Annotated in this window: 15 protein-coding genes; 10 read left to right on the top strand and 5 right to left on the bottom strand. The window is 69.6% G+C overall.

Translation table 11 applies throughout. The features are described 5' to 3' along the window. Nucleotides 1-56: 56 nt before the first annotated feature. Nucleotides 57-1,766 (top strand): R3H domain-containing nucleic acid-binding protein, encoded by a 1,710-nt coding sequence (locus ACN469_RS25830; protein WP_498771777.1) that lies wholly within the window; start codon nucleotides 57-59, stop codon nucleotides 1,764-1,766. A 31-nt stretch (nucleotides 1,767-1,797) separates the two neighbouring features. Here ACN469_RS25830 and ACN469_RS25825 read toward each other — a convergent pair whose 3' ends face one another. After that, nucleotides 1,798-3,885 carry a M3 family metallopeptidase gene (locus ACN469_RS25825; protein ID WP_498771775.1) on the bottom strand — a complete coding sequence of 696 codons (2,088 nt, stop codon included), beginning with the start codon at nucleotides 3,883-3,885 and terminating at the stop codon, nucleotides 1,798-1,800. Nucleotides 3,886-4,060: 175 nt separating this feature from the next. On the opposite strand from ACN469_RS25825, the gene ACN469_RS25820 reads away from it, so the two are divergent. The 4 genes from ACN469_RS25820 (at nucleotide 4,061) to ACN469_RS25805 (ending at nucleotide 6,876) form a co-directional block, all read left to right on the top strand. Beyond that, nucleotides 4,061-4,870 carry a CheR family methyltransferase gene (locus tag ACN469_RS25820; RefSeq protein WP_498771773.1) on the top strand — a complete coding sequence of 270 codons (810 nt, stop codon included), beginning with the start codon at nucleotides 4,061-4,063 and terminating at the stop codon, nucleotides 4,868-4,870. A gap of 164 nt (nucleotides 4,871-5,034) precedes the next feature. Further along, the gene (locus tag ACN469_RS25815) at nucleotides 5,035-5,916 is read left to right on the top strand and encodes a hypothetical protein (RefSeq protein WP_498771771.1); all 882 of its coding nucleotides are present in this window, start codon (nucleotides 5,035-5,037) and stop codon (nucleotides 5,914-5,916) included. A gap of 9 nt (nucleotides 5,917-5,925) precedes the next feature. Further along, a complete protein-coding gene (locus ACN469_RS25810) occupies nucleotides 5,926-6,300 on the top strand; it encodes a hypothetical protein (RefSeq protein WP_498771769.1) in 375 nt (124 codons plus the stop codon). Between the two features lie 12 nt (nucleotides 6,301-6,312). Next, a complete protein-coding gene (locus ACN469_RS25805; protein WP_498771767.1) occupies nucleotides 6,313-6,876 on the top strand; it encodes a hypothetical protein in 564 nt (187 codons plus the stop codon). 10 nt (nucleotides 6,877-6,886) lie between these two features. Here the strand turns inward: ACN469_RS25805 and ACN469_RS25800 are convergent, their stop codons facing one another. After that, nucleotides 6,887-7,393 (bottom strand): GNAT family N-acetyltransferase, encoded by a 507-nt coding sequence (locus tag ACN469_RS25800; protein WP_498771765.1) that lies wholly within the window; start codon nucleotides 7,391-7,393, stop codon nucleotides 6,887-6,889. Here ACN469_RS25800 and ACN469_RS25795 point away from each other — a divergent pair. From ACN469_RS25795 to ACN469_RS25780, 4 genes are all read left to right on the top strand, one after another. Further along, nucleotides 7,335-8,756: a S1 family peptidase gene (locus ACN469_RS25795; protein ID WP_498771763.1), complete on the top strand. Its 1,422-nt coding sequence runs from the start codon at nucleotides 7,335-7,337 to the stop codon at nucleotides 8,754-8,756. The two genes, ACN469_RS25800 and ACN469_RS25795, sit on opposite strands and share 59 nt — an antisense overlap. 75 nt (nucleotides 8,757-8,831) lie before the next feature. Then, nucleotides 8,832-9,965 carry a DNA topoisomerase IV subunit B family protein gene (locus ACN469_RS25790; RefSeq protein ID WP_498771762.1) on the top strand — a complete coding sequence of 378 codons (1,134 nt, stop codon included), beginning with the start codon at nucleotides 8,832-8,834 and terminating at the stop codon, nucleotides 9,963-9,965. A 388-nt stretch (nucleotides 9,966-10,353) separates the two neighbouring features. Beyond that, nucleotides 10,354-10,962 (top strand): hypothetical protein, encoded by a 609-nt coding sequence (locus ACN469_RS25785; RefSeq protein WP_498771760.1) that lies wholly within the window; start codon nucleotides 10,354-10,356, stop codon nucleotides 10,960-10,962. A 171-nt stretch (nucleotides 10,963-11,133) separates the two neighbouring features. Then, complete coding sequence (locus tag ACN469_RS25780; RefSeq protein WP_498771759.1) at nucleotides 11,134-11,814, top strand: DUF1361 domain-containing protein; 681 nt, start codon at nucleotides 11,134-11,136, stop codon at nucleotides 11,812-11,814. Nucleotides 11,815-11,896: 82 nt separating this feature from the next. On the opposite strand, the gene ACN469_RS25775 is transcribed toward ACN469_RS25780, so the two are convergent. From ACN469_RS25775 to ACN469_RS25765, 3 genes are all read right to left on the bottom strand, one after another. Next, on the bottom strand, nucleotides 11,897-12,199 hold the full coding sequence (locus tag ACN469_RS25775; protein ID WP_498771757.1) for a hypothetical protein: 303 nt from the start codon (nucleotides 12,197-12,199) through the stop codon (nucleotides 11,897-11,899). Nucleotides 12,200-12,415: 216 nt separating this feature from the next. Further along, the gene (locus ACN469_RS25770) at nucleotides 12,416-12,907 is read right to left on the bottom strand and encodes a hypothetical protein (protein ID WP_498771755.1); all 492 of its coding nucleotides are present in this window, start codon (nucleotides 12,905-12,907) and stop codon (nucleotides 12,416-12,418) included. Between the two features lie 128 nt (nucleotides 12,908-13,035). Continuing rightward, nucleotides 13,036-14,535 carry an HAD-IG family 5'-nucleotidase gene (locus ACN469_RS25765; protein ID WP_498771753.1) on the bottom strand — a complete coding sequence of 500 codons (1,500 nt, stop codon included), beginning with the start codon at nucleotides 14,533-14,535 and terminating at the stop codon, nucleotides 13,036-13,038. A 394-nt stretch (nucleotides 14,536-14,929) separates the two neighbouring features. On the opposite strand from ACN469_RS25765, the gene ACN469_RS25760 reads away from it, so the two are divergent. Then, the gene (locus tag ACN469_RS25760) at nucleotides 14,930-16,003 is read left to right on the top strand and encodes an HAD family hydrolase (protein WP_498771751.1); all 1,074 of its coding nucleotides are present in this window, start codon (nucleotides 14,930-14,932) and stop codon (nucleotides 16,001-16,003) included. The last annotated feature ends 111 nt before the right edge of the window (nucleotides 16,004-16,114 follow it).

Here is a 16,114-nt window from a genome sequence, read left to right as displayed (position 1 = left end):
GGGAAGCGGGAGATGTCGTGGAAGCGGCGTCGAGGCTCCAGTAGATGAGGAGCGCCATGACTTCATCGCGTGCCGATGCCGCCGTTGCTGACGACTTCCTGTTGCTGGTGGACGTGCTGCCGGAGGGGTTGCGGGAGGTGGTGCGAGCGCTCGCTTCCACGCAGGTGTTGGAGGTGGTGTTGGATTTGGGGCGGGCGCCGGAGGCGCGACTGGTGGACCGGGTGGTGCGGCTGCGAGAGGAGCCGGTGGGGCTGGCGGACTTGCAGCAGGTGTTGGAGCGGGTGGGGGCGCCGGGGGAGGACAACCGGGCGGGCATCGAGCGGACGTTGCATCGCGTCTCGGCCATCCGGAATCGGCGGGGGCGGGTGGTGGGGCTGACGTTGCGGGTGGGGCGCGCGGTCTACGGCACCATCGACATGCTGAAGGACCTCATCGGCTCGGGGCGCAACTTGTTGCTGCTGGGGCGGCCCGGGGTGGGGAAGACGACGAAGCTGCGCGAGGTGGCGCGGGTGCTCGCCGATGACCTGGGCAAGCGGGTGATGGTGGTGGACACGTCCAACGAGATTGGCGGGGACGGGGACGTGCCGCATCCGGGGATTGGGGGTGCGCGGCGGATGCAGGTGTCCAGGCCGGACCGGCAGCACGACGTGATGATTGAGGCGGTGGAGAACCACATGCCCGAGGCCATCATCGTGGATGAGATTGGGACCTCGGCGGAGGCGTCGGCGGCGCGGACGATTGCCGAGCGCGGCGTGCAGTTGGTGGCGACGGCGCACGGCAACACGCTGGAGAACCTGGTGCTGAACCCCACGTTGTCGGACCTCGTGGGCGGGGTGCACACGGTGACGCTGAGCGACGAGGAGGCGCGGCGTCGGCGCACGCAGAAGACAGTGAGCGAGCGCAAGGCGCCGCCCACGTTCGACATCGTGGTGGAGATGGTGAGCCGCGACGAGGTGCGCGTGCATGCCGACACGGCGGAGGCGGTGGACCGGTTGCTGGCCGGCAAGGACGTGGGCGGCGCGCGGCGACGGCAGGACGCGGTGGAAACCACGTCGCCCATCCCCCTCATGGACGTGGATGTCGTGCCCCCACCGCCGACTGTCATCCCAGAGCCTGCGTCGAATCCCGCACCCATCGACTCACCCGAATCCCTGGGCACAACCCACCCCTCGACACTTCCCGCGACACGGCCAACGCGCTTCTCCTCACGCAGCGTCGACGAGTCCGCCGAAGCCTGGCCGGCCGAGGAGCCCAAGGAACTCACACGCCTCTACCCGCACGGAGTGAACCGGGACCTGCTGCTCCGGGTGCTCCGCGAGCTGCCGGTGGAGGTCCGGCTGGTGAGCCGGCTGGAGTCCGCGAACCTGGTGGTGACGCTGCGCTCGCGCGCGAACGACCCGAGGATGCGGCGGGTGGTGGCGAAGACAGGCGCGCACGTGGAGGCGGTGAAGCGCGCCAGCTCGACGGAGCTGCGTCGGGCGCTGAAGGCGTTCTTCAACGTGCTGGAGGGCGTGGACGAGGAAGAGGTCCGCGACGCCGTCACGGAAGCCGAGCACGCGGTGCGGCGGGCCTTGAGCGAAGGTGTCTCGGTGGCCCTGGCGCCGCGTCAGTCCCGGGTGCGAAAGCTCCAGCACCGTCTGGTGAGCCGCTACCCGCTGGAGGCGGTGAGCCACGGCAGCGAGCCCTCGCGGCACCTGGTCATCTACCCGCTGGGCGCGGAGCTCGACGCCGCGCTCGCGAAGGAAGACGACGAGGGGAGCCCGTGACACACGGGCTCCCCAGGTACAGCCAGCGCGACTACTTCGCCGCGTCCACGTAGGCGCGGTACGCGTCGAAGCCGTAGTCGCGACCGAGGAAGTCCTTCACCAGCTCCGCGGCGGGCTTGGAGCCACCGGGCTCCAGCACGGTGCGGCGGTACTTCATCGCCGTCTCACGGTCCAGGTAGCCCTTCTTCTGGAACTCCGTCTCCAGGTCCTTCGCGATGACCGAGGACCACAGGTACGTGTAGTACGCGGCCGAGTACCCATCCAGGTGCCCGAAGGCCAACTCGAAGTGCGTACCCGGGCGGTGCTCGTGCTTGAACGGGCTGAGCTTCGTCTGCTGCTCCACCAGCGCCGTCGTCGTGTCGAAGCCCGGCTTGCGCGAGTAGTAGTCCAGGCTCACCGCCGACAGGAACAACTGCCGCCGCGCGTACAGGCCCTTGCCGAACTCCTTCGACGCGTTCAGCTTCTCCACCATCTCCGCCGGAATCGCCGCCCCCGTCTGGTGGTGCTTCGCGAACTCCTTCAGTACCTGGGGATTGCCCGCCCACTGCTGGAGCAGCATCGACGGCGTCTCCACGAAGTCCCACTCCGTGCGGATGCCGGTGATTCCGGCCCACTGCTGCTTGCCGGAGAACACCGCGTGCAGCAGGTGGCCGAACTCGTGGAAGAACGTCTCCACCTCGTCATGGGTCATCAGCTCGCCGGGGCGCGCGAAGTTGCACACCAGGGTGCCCTCCGGCAGCCGCTTTCCGGCCTGACCCGACGCCAGGTCGAACTGCGCCGCGTGCTTGTACTTGTCGTCACGCGGGTGCATGTCCAGGTAGATGCGGCCCAGGAGCGTGCCTCCGTCGAGCACGTCGTAGGCCTCCACCTCCGGGTGCCACACCTTCGCGTCGTCGGCGCGGCGGTACTCAATCCCCCAGATGCGCGAGGTGATGTCCATCACTCCCGCCTTCACCCGGCCGTACTCCAGATAGGGCCGCACCTCCTGCGAGTCGAACCCGAAGCGCTCCGCGCGCAGCCGGTCCTCGTAGTAGTCCTGGTCCCACGGCTCCAGCGTCTTGGCGCTCGGGACGTCCTTGCGCTTGCGCGCCAGCAGGTCCGCGAACTCCTGCTTCGCGCGAGCCTGGGTGGCCGCCGCCAGCCGGTCGATGAACTCCGACGCCGCCTGCTGCGTGCGCGTCATCTTCGTCTCGGTGGTGTACGCGGCCCAGCTCGGATAGCCCAGCAGCGTGGCCAGCTCGTACCGCTTGGCGATGAGCTGCGACAGCACCTCCTGGTTGCCCGGGAACGCGCGCTGACGGTAGGTGCGCCACAGCTTCTCGCGCGCCTTGCCGTCCTTCGCGTACGTCATGAAGGGGAAGTAGTCAGGGTAGTTGGTCGTGATGGCCACCTTGCCGTCCTTCCCCACCGGGTGCGCCTTCACGTAGTCCTCGGGCAGCCCGTTCAGCTCCTTCGGCGTGAGGGACACCTGACGCACGCCCTCGGCGATGTTCTTGCCGAACTGCTGGCCCAGCTTGAGCAGCTCCTCGTTCAGCGACTTCACCTTCGCGCGCGTGGCATCATCGCGGTCCACGCCGGCGCGGCGGAAGTCGAGCAGCGTGCGCTCCATCCAGTACTTCGTCGGCCCATCCGCCTGGGACAGGTCCACGGAGGACAGGGCGTCGTAGACGCCGCGGTCCTGCGAAATCTCCACGTTGGTGGTGTCCACGCGCTGCTCGCACTCGCGGGCGGAGTCGCGGAAGGCCGGCAGCGGATGCACCTCGCGGGCGAGGCTTGCGCGGTTGGCCGCGGAGATGAGCGAGCCTGTCGCCTCGTCATACGCCGCGAGCACGGCCTTGCCGTCCTTGCGCGCGTCCAGCTTCTTCAGCGCGGTGACCTGGCCCTGGGCCCGCTCGATGTCGGCGGTGCACGCGGCGGTGAAGGCCTCCGCGGTGCCGGAGAGCACGTCGGCGGTGCGAGGGGGAGGAATCGGCTGGGCGGCGGGCGCTGCCTCCGGCGTGGGCGCGGCGGGCGCGGTGGCCTGCTCGGGAGGGGTGGTCGGCTCGGTGGCCGCGGAGCCATGAGTACAGCCGGCCGCCGCCAGGGCCGCCGACAGGGTGAGCGCAGTCAGTCTCTTCAAGGGCAGAATCCTCCAGTTTTCAACGCAAACGTCCGAGCGTCATGCCACATCCCGGCCTGCTTCGCTCGCCCGTCCCCTGGTGCGCCTGACATTCTCCCGGTGGGCTCGCCAGCGCGGGCAGGAGGCACACGCGGATGGTGACGGGGTCGGGGCGGGACGTGAGCGGGAGCGCGCGTTGAAGGACGACGACTGCAGGGAGTTGCTGCGCTGGGCCGCGCCCCGGCTGCGATTGCGCCTGGAGGGTTTTCACCGCGTGCGCGGGCAGGTCTGCAAGCGCCTGGGGCGGAGGCTCCAGGAGCTGGGGCTCGCGCACGTCGCCGCGTATCGCGAGCGCCTGGAGTCGGACCCGGAGGAGTGGGCCGTGCTGGACGCGCTCTGCCGCATCACCATCTCCCGCTTCTACCGCGACGCTCGCGTCTTCGATGCGCTGCGGGACGACCTGCTCCCCGCGCTGCTCGAGTCCTCCCCCGTGCTCCGTGTCTGGAGCGCGGGCTGTGCGTCCGGCGAGGAGCCCTACACGGTGAGCATCCTCTTCCGCCTGGGCCTCCTGCCGCGCTTTCCCCAGGCTCGGCTGGAGCTGCTCGCCACGGAGGCGGATGCGGCCCTGCTCGCCCGCGCCCGACGGGGCTGCTACCCCCAGGGCACCCTGCGCGAGCTGCCTCCGGACTGGCGCACCCGCGTCTTCTCCGGCCCCGCTGTCGAGCCATGTCTCACCCCCGACTACCGTGAGGGTCTCATTTTCCTCAACGAGGACTTGCGAGCCCGCATGCCACCGGGGCCGTTCCACCTCGTGCTGTGTCGCAATGTCGCCTTCACGTATTTCGCGCCGTCGCTGCAGCGCGAAGTGCTCGCGGGACTCGTGGCGCGGCTTTCGCCGGGAGGGCTGCTCGTCATCGGCACGCGGGAGTCGCTGCCGGACGGAGGCGTGGAGCTGGAGCGGGTCGCCGGCACGCTGCCGGTCTTCCGTGTCCCGGGTGTGCGTTGAAGTCGGGCCGGGTCTCTCCGCACCCGTGAGACATGGTTCATGTTTCACACGGGAGGGGTGAGTCACGGGCATGTGACGCACCCGGCCTTGAGTGAGAGCAGGGCGCCCGGTACCACCGTTTGTCTTTCGGGGCCAAGTCCCCTGGCCGGAGGGAATGCAACGGTATGCGCAAGGCGCTCTGTGCGGTCGCGACGTTGATGCTGTGGGCCTGTGGTGGTGAGACCTCTCAGCCCAGGCAGGAGGGGCTGGCGCTGTCCGCCGAGACGGGCGACACGCGCGGCACCTTTGCTCGGGACGGAGGCGAGGTTTCGTTCTCCGCGCGGGAGGTGGAGCCCGGTGTGTACAGCCTGGAGGTGAGGCTGCGCGGGATGACGCTCGCCGGTCTGCTGGACCCGGCCAGTGGTGTGTCGACGATGGATGGCTTCGCGGATGAGGGCGCGGCGGACACGCAGTTGACGGACGCGGACCGGGAGCTGCTGTCGGCGTTCTACGACGCGCTGAGCGCCCAGCTGCCCGCGGGTGACGCGGCGGCTCCGGAGGCGATGTATCTGCGCCGCGCGGTGGGTCTGTGGGCGCAGCATCCGTCCACCGTGGAGCTCCAGCGCACGGTGATGGGTGAGCAGGGCCGTGGCTACACCATGCTGTGCAGCTATGCGCGCTGCAACGGCAAGAACACCGGGAGCTGCGGGGGTGCCTACAACTGGTACTCGTATGCGAAGCACGACTGCAACAAGGGCAACTTCAACTTCGCGGGCAACCAGCAGATTGCCCAGCTCGGCGACCACACGTCGTGCGGCGGGGATGAGTTCTACATGAGCGGGAGCACCTGGGTGTGCGGCGAGCCGGACCACTGGTCGCGCCCGAAGGTGATGGGCAACTGCTTCGGCCGCTGCGGCGGCGGGTGCGGTGGCGACACCCAGTACACGCTGGACGCGACGAACCACGACGGCTGTGTGCGCAACGGCCACGTGCTGGCGAGCGCCTGGTGTGATGACCAGTTCGTGTCCGCCACGGACGACGAGCTGTTCGCCTCCAACTGCTACTGAGACATGCGCATGCGTCGTGGAAGCAGGGGCGTGTGGGTGAGCGGGGCCGTGTGGGCCCTGCTCGCGTGTTCGTCCACGGCCTCGAAGACGGAGGCCGCGGAGGAGACGGTGCGGCGCTTCTTCGAGGCGCTTCCCTCGGAGGACTGCGCGGTGCTGGGACCGCTGCTGGCCACCGGGGGGAGCATGCGTCCGTGCGAGGAGGCCGTGCGCGAGATGCACGAGCACGGCCTGTCGCTTGTCGGTATCGTCGAGTCCAAGTTGGATGGCAGGGATGCGGACGCGGTGCTGGTGCGAGCGCGAATCGCGCGTGACGGCGAGGTGGGCAAGGAGCCGTGGTTGTTGCGCGTGGAGCGTCACGCCGGTGGCTGGCGCGTCCGCTTCTGACGAGGGCGAGCGATGAAGAGTCGGAACCGACTGATGCTGGCGGCGGGAGTGGCGCTCGGCGTGGCCGTGACGCTGGGCCTGCTGTGGCCCTCGGCCCCGTCGTCGGAGGCTCCGGGTGCCCCCGAGGTGATGGAGGAGGCCTCCGCGCCGCCGTCATCGCCTCCACCCGCGCGCGCTCCAGCGGCGGCGCCCGCCCCCGAGCCCCCGCCGGAGTCCGAGGCGGCCCCACGTGACGCCACCGTGGTGGGCTTGCGGCCCGGGGATGTGGCGCCGGAGCCGGAGGTGGCGAATCCTCCGCCGCAGGTGAATGACGAGCTTCAGCCGGAGTTGCCCCAGACGGCGCAGTGGAAGCTGGAGAAGACGACGCACATCACCACGCTGCTGGGGCGCGAGGTGGAGCGGCTGGAGCACGAGCGGGAGATAGTGGAGGCGAGAGGAGACCCGGAGCGCCTGCGTCAGGTGGAGACGCTCCTCAATCGCCACCGGGTCCGGCTGGTGAAGCTGCGTGAGGAGGTTCGCACGCTGACCGAAGCGGCGGCGGAGGAGGCCGCTCGCGAAGGGCGTGCGGCGCAGTGAGGTGTCTTGCTCACTCCGTCGCGTTGAATGCGTCGTGGTAGGTCACCTGCGCGACGGGCCAGTGTCCGGAGAAGGAGATTGCCTGGAAGTACTCCGCGGGCACGTCGGGCAGCACCAGGCCCGGTCGAGGAAGGAAGCCGAAGCGCTGGTAGAAGGCCGGGTCGCCGAGCAGCACGCAGCCCGAGGCGCCGAGGTTGCGCAGCTCGGCCAGCGCGGACGTCATGAGTCGGGCGCCGATGCCCTGGCCCTGGCGCTCGGGCAGCACGGAGATGGGGCCCAGGCCGTACCAGCCCGTCTCTCCGGACGAGAGACTGACGGGCGAGAGCGCGACATGGCCGACGATGACACCGTCGTCCTCCGCGACCAGGGACACGGACAGCACTCCGGCCCGTCGGAGCGCGTTGACGATGAACTGCTCGGTGTGGCTCGTGTGTGGGGCGTCCAGGAACGCGGCGGCGGTGAGCCGTTCGATGGTGGCGCTGTCGGCGGGCGTCTCGGGTCGAATCGACAAGGGCATCGGTGTTCCTCGGGGCCTGGCATCAGTGGCGGTGAAGGGCGAGTCGCCGACCCATGCGCCCGCACGCGAGCAAACCACCGAGGGCCGCCTGGATGAAGGACTGTCTCGCACTGGAGAGGTCACCGTGAACCGCCTGACGCTTGGAGAACATGCACTTCGCGTCGCGCGATGTCTCGTGTTCGTGGTGCTGACAGGGCTGGTCGCGTGCACACCCGTCGCGGAGGAGCGTGGAGAGGCAGCCGCTGCCGAAGGGCGGGTGTCACGTCCCATCGTCCAGGGCGCGGAGGAGCGCGGAGCCACAGCCGCTTTCCTGGGACAGGTGTCACACCCCATCGTCCAGGGCACGGAGGCGCCTGATGATGTCGCCGCCGTGGCGCTGGTCGCTCGCCGGACACGGTGCAGCGGAGAGTCGCCATTGCTGCTCTGCTCCGGAGTGCTCATCGCGCCGGACGTGGTGCTGACGGCGGCGCACTGTCTGGACCTGTTTGGCGCGGAGGGCGCGCACGAGGTGTTCTTCGGAGCGGTGGTGTCGCCGACCCCGGAGGCCTCGGGTCGCTTCATCCGCGTGTCTCGAGCGGTCATCCATCCGCGCTATGTGCCGAGCACGCACGCCTATGACGCGGCGCTGCTGCGGCTCGCGGCCCCAGTCGAGGTCACGCCCGTGTCTCTTCCCGAGGCCGGTGAGGCCCTGTCCGAGGGCACGCGCGTGCGAGCCGTGGGCTACGGCGACACGAAGGATGTGAATGCACCGTCGGGTCGTCGGCGCCAGGGGACGCTCCAGGTGACGAGCGTGGAGTCCGCGGCCTTTCGAGCAGGTCCCTCACCGGGCATGAGCTGCGTGGGCGACAGCGGAGGCCCCGTGCTCGCGAGCGACGGAGGCCTCATCGGGCTCACCGTGAGCGGTGACGTGGCCTGCCGTGCCGAGGCCGTCAACATGCGGGTGGACGCGCTGCTGGAGGACTTCATCCTGCCGTTCCTCGCGAGCGCTCCACCCGCGCCGGAGCCCACGCTCGCGCCCGAGGCGCTGTGCCGTGAAGCCTGTGAGCGGGACGCCGAGTGCCCCTCTGGACTCACGTGTGTCACGACGGAGGGCGCGCCAGGTCGCTGCCTCCTGCCCGCGCTTCGAGAGGGCTCTTTCGGAGCCACCTGCACCGAGGATTCCGCGTGTGGAGCGGGAGGGCTCTGCGCCCGGTTGGAGTCGCGGGGAGACGACGCTTGTCGTTGCTTCACACCCTGCACACCACCGCCTCCAGACCCCAAACCGGAGACGCCGGACGAGGCCTCGGAGGGAGGCTGTTCCAGTGCTCCGGGGCTCGTGATTTTCGGGGTGTTGGCGCTGGCGGGAGTCAAGAGGCGGCGTTGATTCCGGCCCTCGAAAATCGCGCTCCACGAGTGATGAATACCTGGGTGTTGGACCCCTGTCTGGTATTGTCCGGACATGCAAACCAGTGGAGAGGAATTGCGTCAGGCCATCCGCCGGCGGCCGGGGATGTACATCGGAGACACGGCGGGATACGGCCTGACCCGACTTGCTGAGTCCCTGCTCTTGCTGGGGGTCATCGCGGGCAGGGAGGGGCGGGTACGGGAGATCTCCCTGTCCCTGGGCGCGGATGGCTCCTGCGGGATTTCCTTCGATGGTTGGCCATGGCCCCTGCCCTCCGGGACATCGCCCATCGCGGAGGTCGGGCAGTGGCTGACGTTCGTGAACTTCGACATGAACGCGGAGACGCGGCCTGGAATGCCCCGGGGCGTCATCTTCGCGATTCCCTACGTGGACTTGGGGCTCGTCAACGCGCTCGCCTCGTCGCTCGAGGTCGTCGCCTGGGCAGGAGGGCAGCGCTCGCGTCAGCGCTTCCGCGAAGGGCTTCCCCAGGGCGAACCCCATGCCGTCGCGCCCGGCGCGGAGCCGTCCGCCTCGGAGACCGGCCTCCACATCGCGTTCACGCCGGACGCGACCATCTTCGACCCGTTCAATCGATTCTCCGTGACGTGGTTGAGGGAAAGGCTCGCGTCGCTTTCGGCCTTTCACGCGGGCATCTCCTGGCGTCTCCGCGACGAAGTGTCAGGGTTGGATGCGCGCTACCAGCGCAGGCGAGGGCTCCCGGACTATTGCGTCGAGCTCTCCGACTCCTCTCGACCCATTCATGCACCCTGGAGCTTCGAGGGGCAGGCGGGCACGACGCGGGTACGGCTCGCGCTTCAGTGGGGCGAAGCGCTTGGCCACGGGGTGAGGTCGTGGGCGAACCTGCGCGAGTGCACGCTCGATGGCACGCACCATGACGGGCTGGTGCTCGGCTTGCGCAAGGCCCTGCGCGCCAGGATGAAGGCTCGGGGTCCCGAGCAGGAGGAGCTGTCCTTCACGGATGCGGCGTTGTTGCGACATCTCACGGCAGTGGTGGAGCTCGTCGTGCCGCACACTGTGTGGCACGGGCCCACGCAGGAGCAGCTCGCGAATCCCGAGGCGAAGGCCGACGTCGCCCAGCTCGTCTCGGGCTGGGTGGAGCAGTCGCTCGCGAGTCATCCAGACCTGGAGTCACGGGTGCTGGCGCTGGCGGGAGTGCCTCGAGGCTGATTCACGGCGGCTCATGCCACGGCGACGCCCGAGCCCGCACCGAAGCGGTGGGTCGTCCGTGGGATGAGGTGACATCAGAAAAGGGAGGCTTGAGCGCGCCCGAGTGAACAAGCCATTGGGGTCTGATTAAGAGTCAGGTGCCGCACCCGCGGCGTCACCCCCATAAACAAGTGGAGGTGGACGGACTCGAACCGTCATTGATGAGCGTGTAGGACCTTTTCGGACGGGCGCGCTCAGTTCAGAGTGACGACACTTCGCCACGGTACCTGACGGCGCACGGGAGCTGAATTCCACAAGGGTTTCATCCCCATGGCCGGTTGCGCGGGAGCACGGGGTGGTGCTCCCATGCTCCGCTGTGCAACGACATGGCCAGCCGACGCGAGAGTCCGTGGATGCGCGTTGGGTCTGTCCCGCGTGCGCGCACGTCGTCCTGGTAGGGCCCGACGAGCGCTGCTCGGTCTGTGGAGGCTCGCTGTCGGAGGTCCTGCGCGCGGCCCGAGGTGGCCCGCCGCCGTTGCCGCCGCGCGCACTCACCCGGGCGCAGCGTCAGGCCGTGTGGCGTCCGGCGAGCAACTCGCGGCACACGCTGGGCACGTTCCTTCTCACCGTGGGCGCGTTGATGCTGCCCGTGGCGGTGGCCTACCTGCGACCCCTGGGCGTGCCGGCCGCCATCCTCGGTGGGCTCGGCATGTTGCTGCGGCGTACGGCCTGGCCCTCGTCGCTCCGGCGCGAGCAACGCCAGCGATTGCGCGCGCTGCGCTGGGGCCTGCCCGCGGCGGCGGAGCTCACCCGCGTGGAGCGGGACTTCGTCCCATCCGTGGCGGCGGGCACCGTGGTGCGACTCGAGTACGTCTTCACGGTGCACGGTGAGCTGCTGCACGGTGCCATGCCGTCGCCGCACGTCCTGGACGTCCAGCGTCGCCCGGGAGAGAGAATCTGGGTCGTCTATCTGGCGGAGGACCCGAGCGTCAGCGCGCTCTGGCCCCCGGGCCCGTGAACACCACGAGGTCTTCAGGACCCACGTCCGCACTGGCCCGCGCCTTGCCCAACCCACCGTGCACGGGCTTCCGATGTCAGGCACCCGAAGGAACATCCACCCTCAGCGCCGTCCACCGTGGCCACCGGGCCACGGTGCGCGGCTCCACCACCGCACGTCATGTCCACTCCCATGTCCCTGCTGTCCGTGTCGCGTCGCCATGGTCTGCTGCCCGCGGTGCTGTGCACCGTCCTCGCGGCGTGCCTGCTGGCCATTCGCCTCGACTGGAGCGAGCGCGCCAGCTTCGCCTTCCTCGCGTGGAACCTGTTCCTCGCCTGGGCGCCCTACACCCTCGCCCTGCTCGCGCGGGTCTTCATGGTGCGGGGCCAGGGACGCGGCTGGGTGCTGGCGCCGCTCGCCGCGGGCTGGCTCGCGCTGTTCCCCAACGCGCCCTATCTCCTCACTGACTTCATCCACCTGCACCAGCGCCCCGTCGTCCCGCTGTGGTTCGATGCGGCCCTGCTCGCGCTGTTCGCCGCCACCGGGTGGATGCTGGGCCTGCTCTCCCTGGAGATATGGAAGCAGTGGCTGGAGGAGCGCTGGGGTCGGCGCAGCGCCTGGGCCTTCGTCGGCGTCACCTCGCTCTTGTGCGGCTATGGCATCTACCTGGGCCGCGTGGAGCGGTGGAACAGCTGGCACGTGCTCACGCACCCCGGGAGCCTCATCGCGTCCATCGGCGCGCACCTGCGCGAGCCCCTGTCCTTCCCCTACCTGACGGGCCTCACCCTCTCCTTCGCCCTGATGTTGCCCCTGTCCTACGTCGCCTTCGAGGCCTTCGTCACCCGCCTGCGCCGCCAGCGCGCCGCGAGCTGAACCCCCGAGACGACGACACCGCCCACGCCCGGGATTCCGGACGGGGCGGCGTGGCTGTGGAAGCCGGCCTTGGCTGGGATTGTCAGCCGCCGTGGAGGCGCGCGCGCTTGCGCGGTCCGCCCCGATGCTTGATGGCCATCTCGCTGGGCGCCTTCTTGCGCCCGTTCAGCGCCGTGCGGCGCCGGGTGTTGCTCTTGGGCTCATGTGTCTCCGCCGCGGGGCCGAGCGTCACTCGCGACAGGTTCTTCGTGCGGCGCAGCGCGGCCGCCTCATCTCGGGGCAGCGTCTTGCGCCCGTTGCTGGCCTGGACGTTGGGCTGCGCTTCGTCCGCCGAAGCCACCCGTCGCTTGTTCTTCACTCCCGCCATTTTGGTCCGAACGGCCATGATGCCTCCTTCCCTGGTGAGGTAAGGACGGCGCCACGGCTTTTCCAATCCCCTCCAGGGGCAGGAGCAGGGGCTGGGTTTTGTGCTCCGCGCTCCGTGTCGGGGGACCGCCCGGCCGCTCGCGTCCTCCCCCGAGGGAGAGGGCCCGGCCACGGGGTCGACCCGGAGCCTGGAGCCCCGAGGCCCTCGGCGGAAAGGTTCTTCAGCCCACCCGGCTCACGTCGACGAGCGCTTGCCACGCCGGGGCGGGCGGGTGCTCGTCGTCGTCTCGGGCGGGAACAGCCAGCCTTCCTCGCTGTGCGAGACGCTGGTCGTCTGCGTGGACTCGCTGGCCTCGGCCTCCCGGTGCTGCCCCCGGCAGCCCCGGCACCAGGACTGGGGCCGGCGCTCGCCGCTCATGATGCGGTAGCCGAAGTCCTGCTCCGTGGGGCCCACGTGGTTGCAGCGCGGGCACTGCTTGAGCGACGTGACGCCCGTCTCCTTGGCCTTCTCGCGGCCATGCTCCACCACCAGCGCCAGCGCCGCGGCGAAGCCCACCCGTTTCTCCGTGGCGACATGGAAGCTGCGGGCGCGCTTGCGCCCTCCACCGCCGAGCACGGGCTTGAGGTCCATCCCTCCGAGCAGGTTCCGCTGCTCGAGCACGCGCGTTGAAGAGCTGTTCTGGGTCGAGTGGCTCACCCCACAACTCTTAGCTGGGGGGTCTGACATGGCCTTTCAGAGGGGAAATGCCTGCTTGCCCCTCTGAAGAGGGCACTGAACGAAAATCCAGTGATTCCGCGCACCTGGGTAGTCTGCCCAGGGCAGGCAGGCGAGCCTGGGCCCGCCCGAGGGGCCGGTTACTCGGCCTCCGCCATGCCGCCGCCCGTGTCGGTGGCGGGGAAGACGGGGGTGCCGCCGGGGAGGCTGGGGTCGTGCGGCAGGCTGCCTCGCGGGCTGCGCAGGTAGACGAAGGGCGTGGCGAACAGGAAGTTGGAGACGCGCGACGTGTAGATGTCCGCGTAGCGCTCCACCTGGCGGGCCAGGTGGCTCTTGTCATTGCCCGCGCGGGTGAGCAGGCCCCAGATGGGATTGGACAGCTCGGTGGCGGCGCGGGCCATGGGGCCCAGCTCCGCGTCCAGTCCCTCCAGGGTCTCACGCAGCTCGCCCAGCCGGGTCACCAGCTCCGACTCCGTGAGCGCGTCCGTCCGGGGCCCGTAGTTCGCGCGGCGCCGCTGCAGCTCCAGGCGCAGCTGGCAGCTCTCCCACTCCAGCTTCTCCTTGAGCACCATGCGCTCGGCCAGCCGCGCCTCGGTGGGGCGGAAGGCGGCGATGGCGCGCACCTCGTCCTCCAGCTCGCGGAGGATGAGCGCCGTGCGCCAGCGCAGCGCGCTCTTGGACACGTGCACGTCGCCGAACATGTGGTCGCCGACGTAGAGAATCTCGTCGCCGCTCATGCCCAGGTGGCGCTCCAGCTCCAGCGCGCTGCCGCCGAAGTACGGCGTGCCCGCCTTGAAGGGGCCGGAGTGCGGGCGCAAGAGCGCCTCGCCCTGGGTCGCCACGACTTCGAAGAGCGCGGAGCGGGTGGTGAAGAACTCCGGCTTGCGCGCGGACACAATCACCACGTCGAACAACTGCCGCCACGTCATGCCCTCGGGCAGGTGCTTGTCGAAGGCGAAGTGCATCATGGGCTCGGTGTAGGCCCACTCGCTGTTGGTGATGAGCAGGAGCTTCTTGCCCGCGTTCTTCTGGTCCAGGAGCGCCAGCGGCGTCTCCGGGTCGTCCAGCACGTAGCGCTCCGGGTCGGCGATGATCTCCGCCTTGAGCTGACCCTGCATGTGCGTGGCGTCCAGGTTCTTGCGCACGTGCTCGTAGAGGTCCGCGTAGCCCATGGGCCCCGGCAGCTGGCCCGCGTCCAGCCGGTCCACCAGCTGCGAGTACAGGCACGCCTCCGACAACGAGAAGAGCGTGTTGAGGAACACCCAGCGGCGCTCGTGCAGGTCGATGACGGTGTGGGAGTACTCGTCGCGCTGGGTGATGAAGTCCATGGAGCGCGTGCCGTGCAGGGCCTTCTTCACGAAGCCGAAGCGGTTGGCCTTGAGCAGGTTGCCCTTCTCCGTGTCGATGATGAGCCCCCGGATGGCGAGCGCCGGGTCGAACTGGAGGTCACCCACGGGCCAGCCCTGCGCGACGAGCCTGTCACGGATGTGCTCGTAGGCGCGGCGTTCCCACGCCTCCACTCGGTAGTGGATGAGTGTGTAGTCCATGTCGTAGCCCACGGCCTTGATGGCGCGCAGGTTGAGGGTGCGGTTGCAGAACAAGCCCCGCTCGGGCGGGGGACCGGGAGTTTGCGAGCGCATAGGACTTGCTGGCTTGCCCCGTCCCGCGCCAAAAGTCGATGCCTGTCTTCGGCCTCGTCGCCTGCCGTTCACAAAGGTCCGCGCCGCGCCGCCCCGCGCGGTGACGAGGGACCCGGGGCCGCCTTCGTGCCTCATGGGTCACTCTGCTTCAAGGACGGCCCGGACCAGGCCTTCGTGGTGCGGCCGGGCGAAGACCCCGGGTCGCCGTGACGACAGGGGCTGTTACCTGTCTCGCGGCGCCTTCGCTCACCACTCCACGGTTCCCTCCGGCGGCGGGGCGATGGGGGCAGGGGAGTCGATGCGCAGGTTGCGGTGTGACGCCGCCCATGACGCGCGGCCTCGCGAGGGGGAGTGCATGGCTGGAACTTCGTCGCCTGGGCCGCGGAGTCATGCGATGCCCACGAGGCCTGTCGTCCGCTCCGCCTGGGTGTTGGCGTTGGGATGCGCGCTCCTCTTCACCACCGGGTGCAGGTCCACGCACCATGCGGCGCACGAGCCCGCGACTCTTGCTCAGGGGGGCTCGGGTACCGCGAGTGTCGCCGGGAGTCGGGACCCGCTGCCTTCCTGGAATGACGGCCCGACGAAGGCGGCGCTGCTCGACTTCGTGGCGCGAGTCACCCGCGAGGGCGGGCCCGACTTCGTGCCCGTCGACGCGCGCATCGCCACGTTCGACAACGACGGCACGCTGTGGACCGAGCAGCCCATCGCGGTGGAGCTGGCCTTCGTCATCGACCGCGTGAAGGCGCTCGCGCCCCAGCATCCCGAGTGGCGGCACCAGCAGCCGTTCCAGGGCGTGCTCGAGGGAGACCTCAAGGCCGTGGCCGCGAGCGGTGAGCGCGGGTTGATGGAGCTGGTGGCGGCCACGCACGCGGGGGTCACCACGGAGGAGTTCGACGCCACGGTGAAGCAGTGGATTGCCATGGCGACGCATCCGAGGTTCGACCGGCCCTACACGGAGCTCGTCTACCAGCCGATGCTGGAGTTGCTCGCGCTGTTGCGGGCCAGTGGCTTCAAGACCTTCATCGTGTCGGGCGGTGACGTGGGCTTCATGCGCGCCTGGGCCGAGCGCGTGTATGAGATTCCCCCCGAGCAGGTCATCGGCAGTCGCGCGAAGCTGCGCTACGAGGTCCGGGACGGCACGCCGTCGCTCTTGTTGTTGCCGGAGTTGGATTTGCTCAACGACAAGGCGGGCAAGCCGGTGGGCATCCAGCAGGTCATCGGGCGGCGACCGCTCGCGGCCTTCGGCAACTCGGATGGGGACTTCGAGATGCTGGAGTGGACGACCTCGGGTGCGGGGCCGCGCTTCGGGCTCTTCGTCCACCACACCGACGCGGCGCGGGAGTGGGCGTATGACCGGAACGCTCACATCGGAAAGCTCTCACGAGGGCTGGACGAGGCGCCTCGACGCGGCTGGTACCTGGCGGACATGAAGAAGGACTGGAAGGTCATCTATCCCTTCGAGCAGTAGCGGCCGTGAGCCGGGCAGGCGGGCGGGCCGTGCTTCCGCAAGGGCTGCGGAAGTTGCTGGGGGCCGCGCAAGCCTTGCGGGCGGCGGACGGCGGGAGGCTCGGGAGTGACG

The sequence above is a fragment of the Corallococcus terminator genome (genome assembly GCF_049194865.1).
Taxonomy (GTDB): Bacteria; Myxococcota; Myxococcia; order Myxococcales; family Myxococcaceae; genus Myxococcus; species Myxococcus terminator_A.
This window is presented reverse-complemented; position numbering and strand designations above follow the sequence as displayed.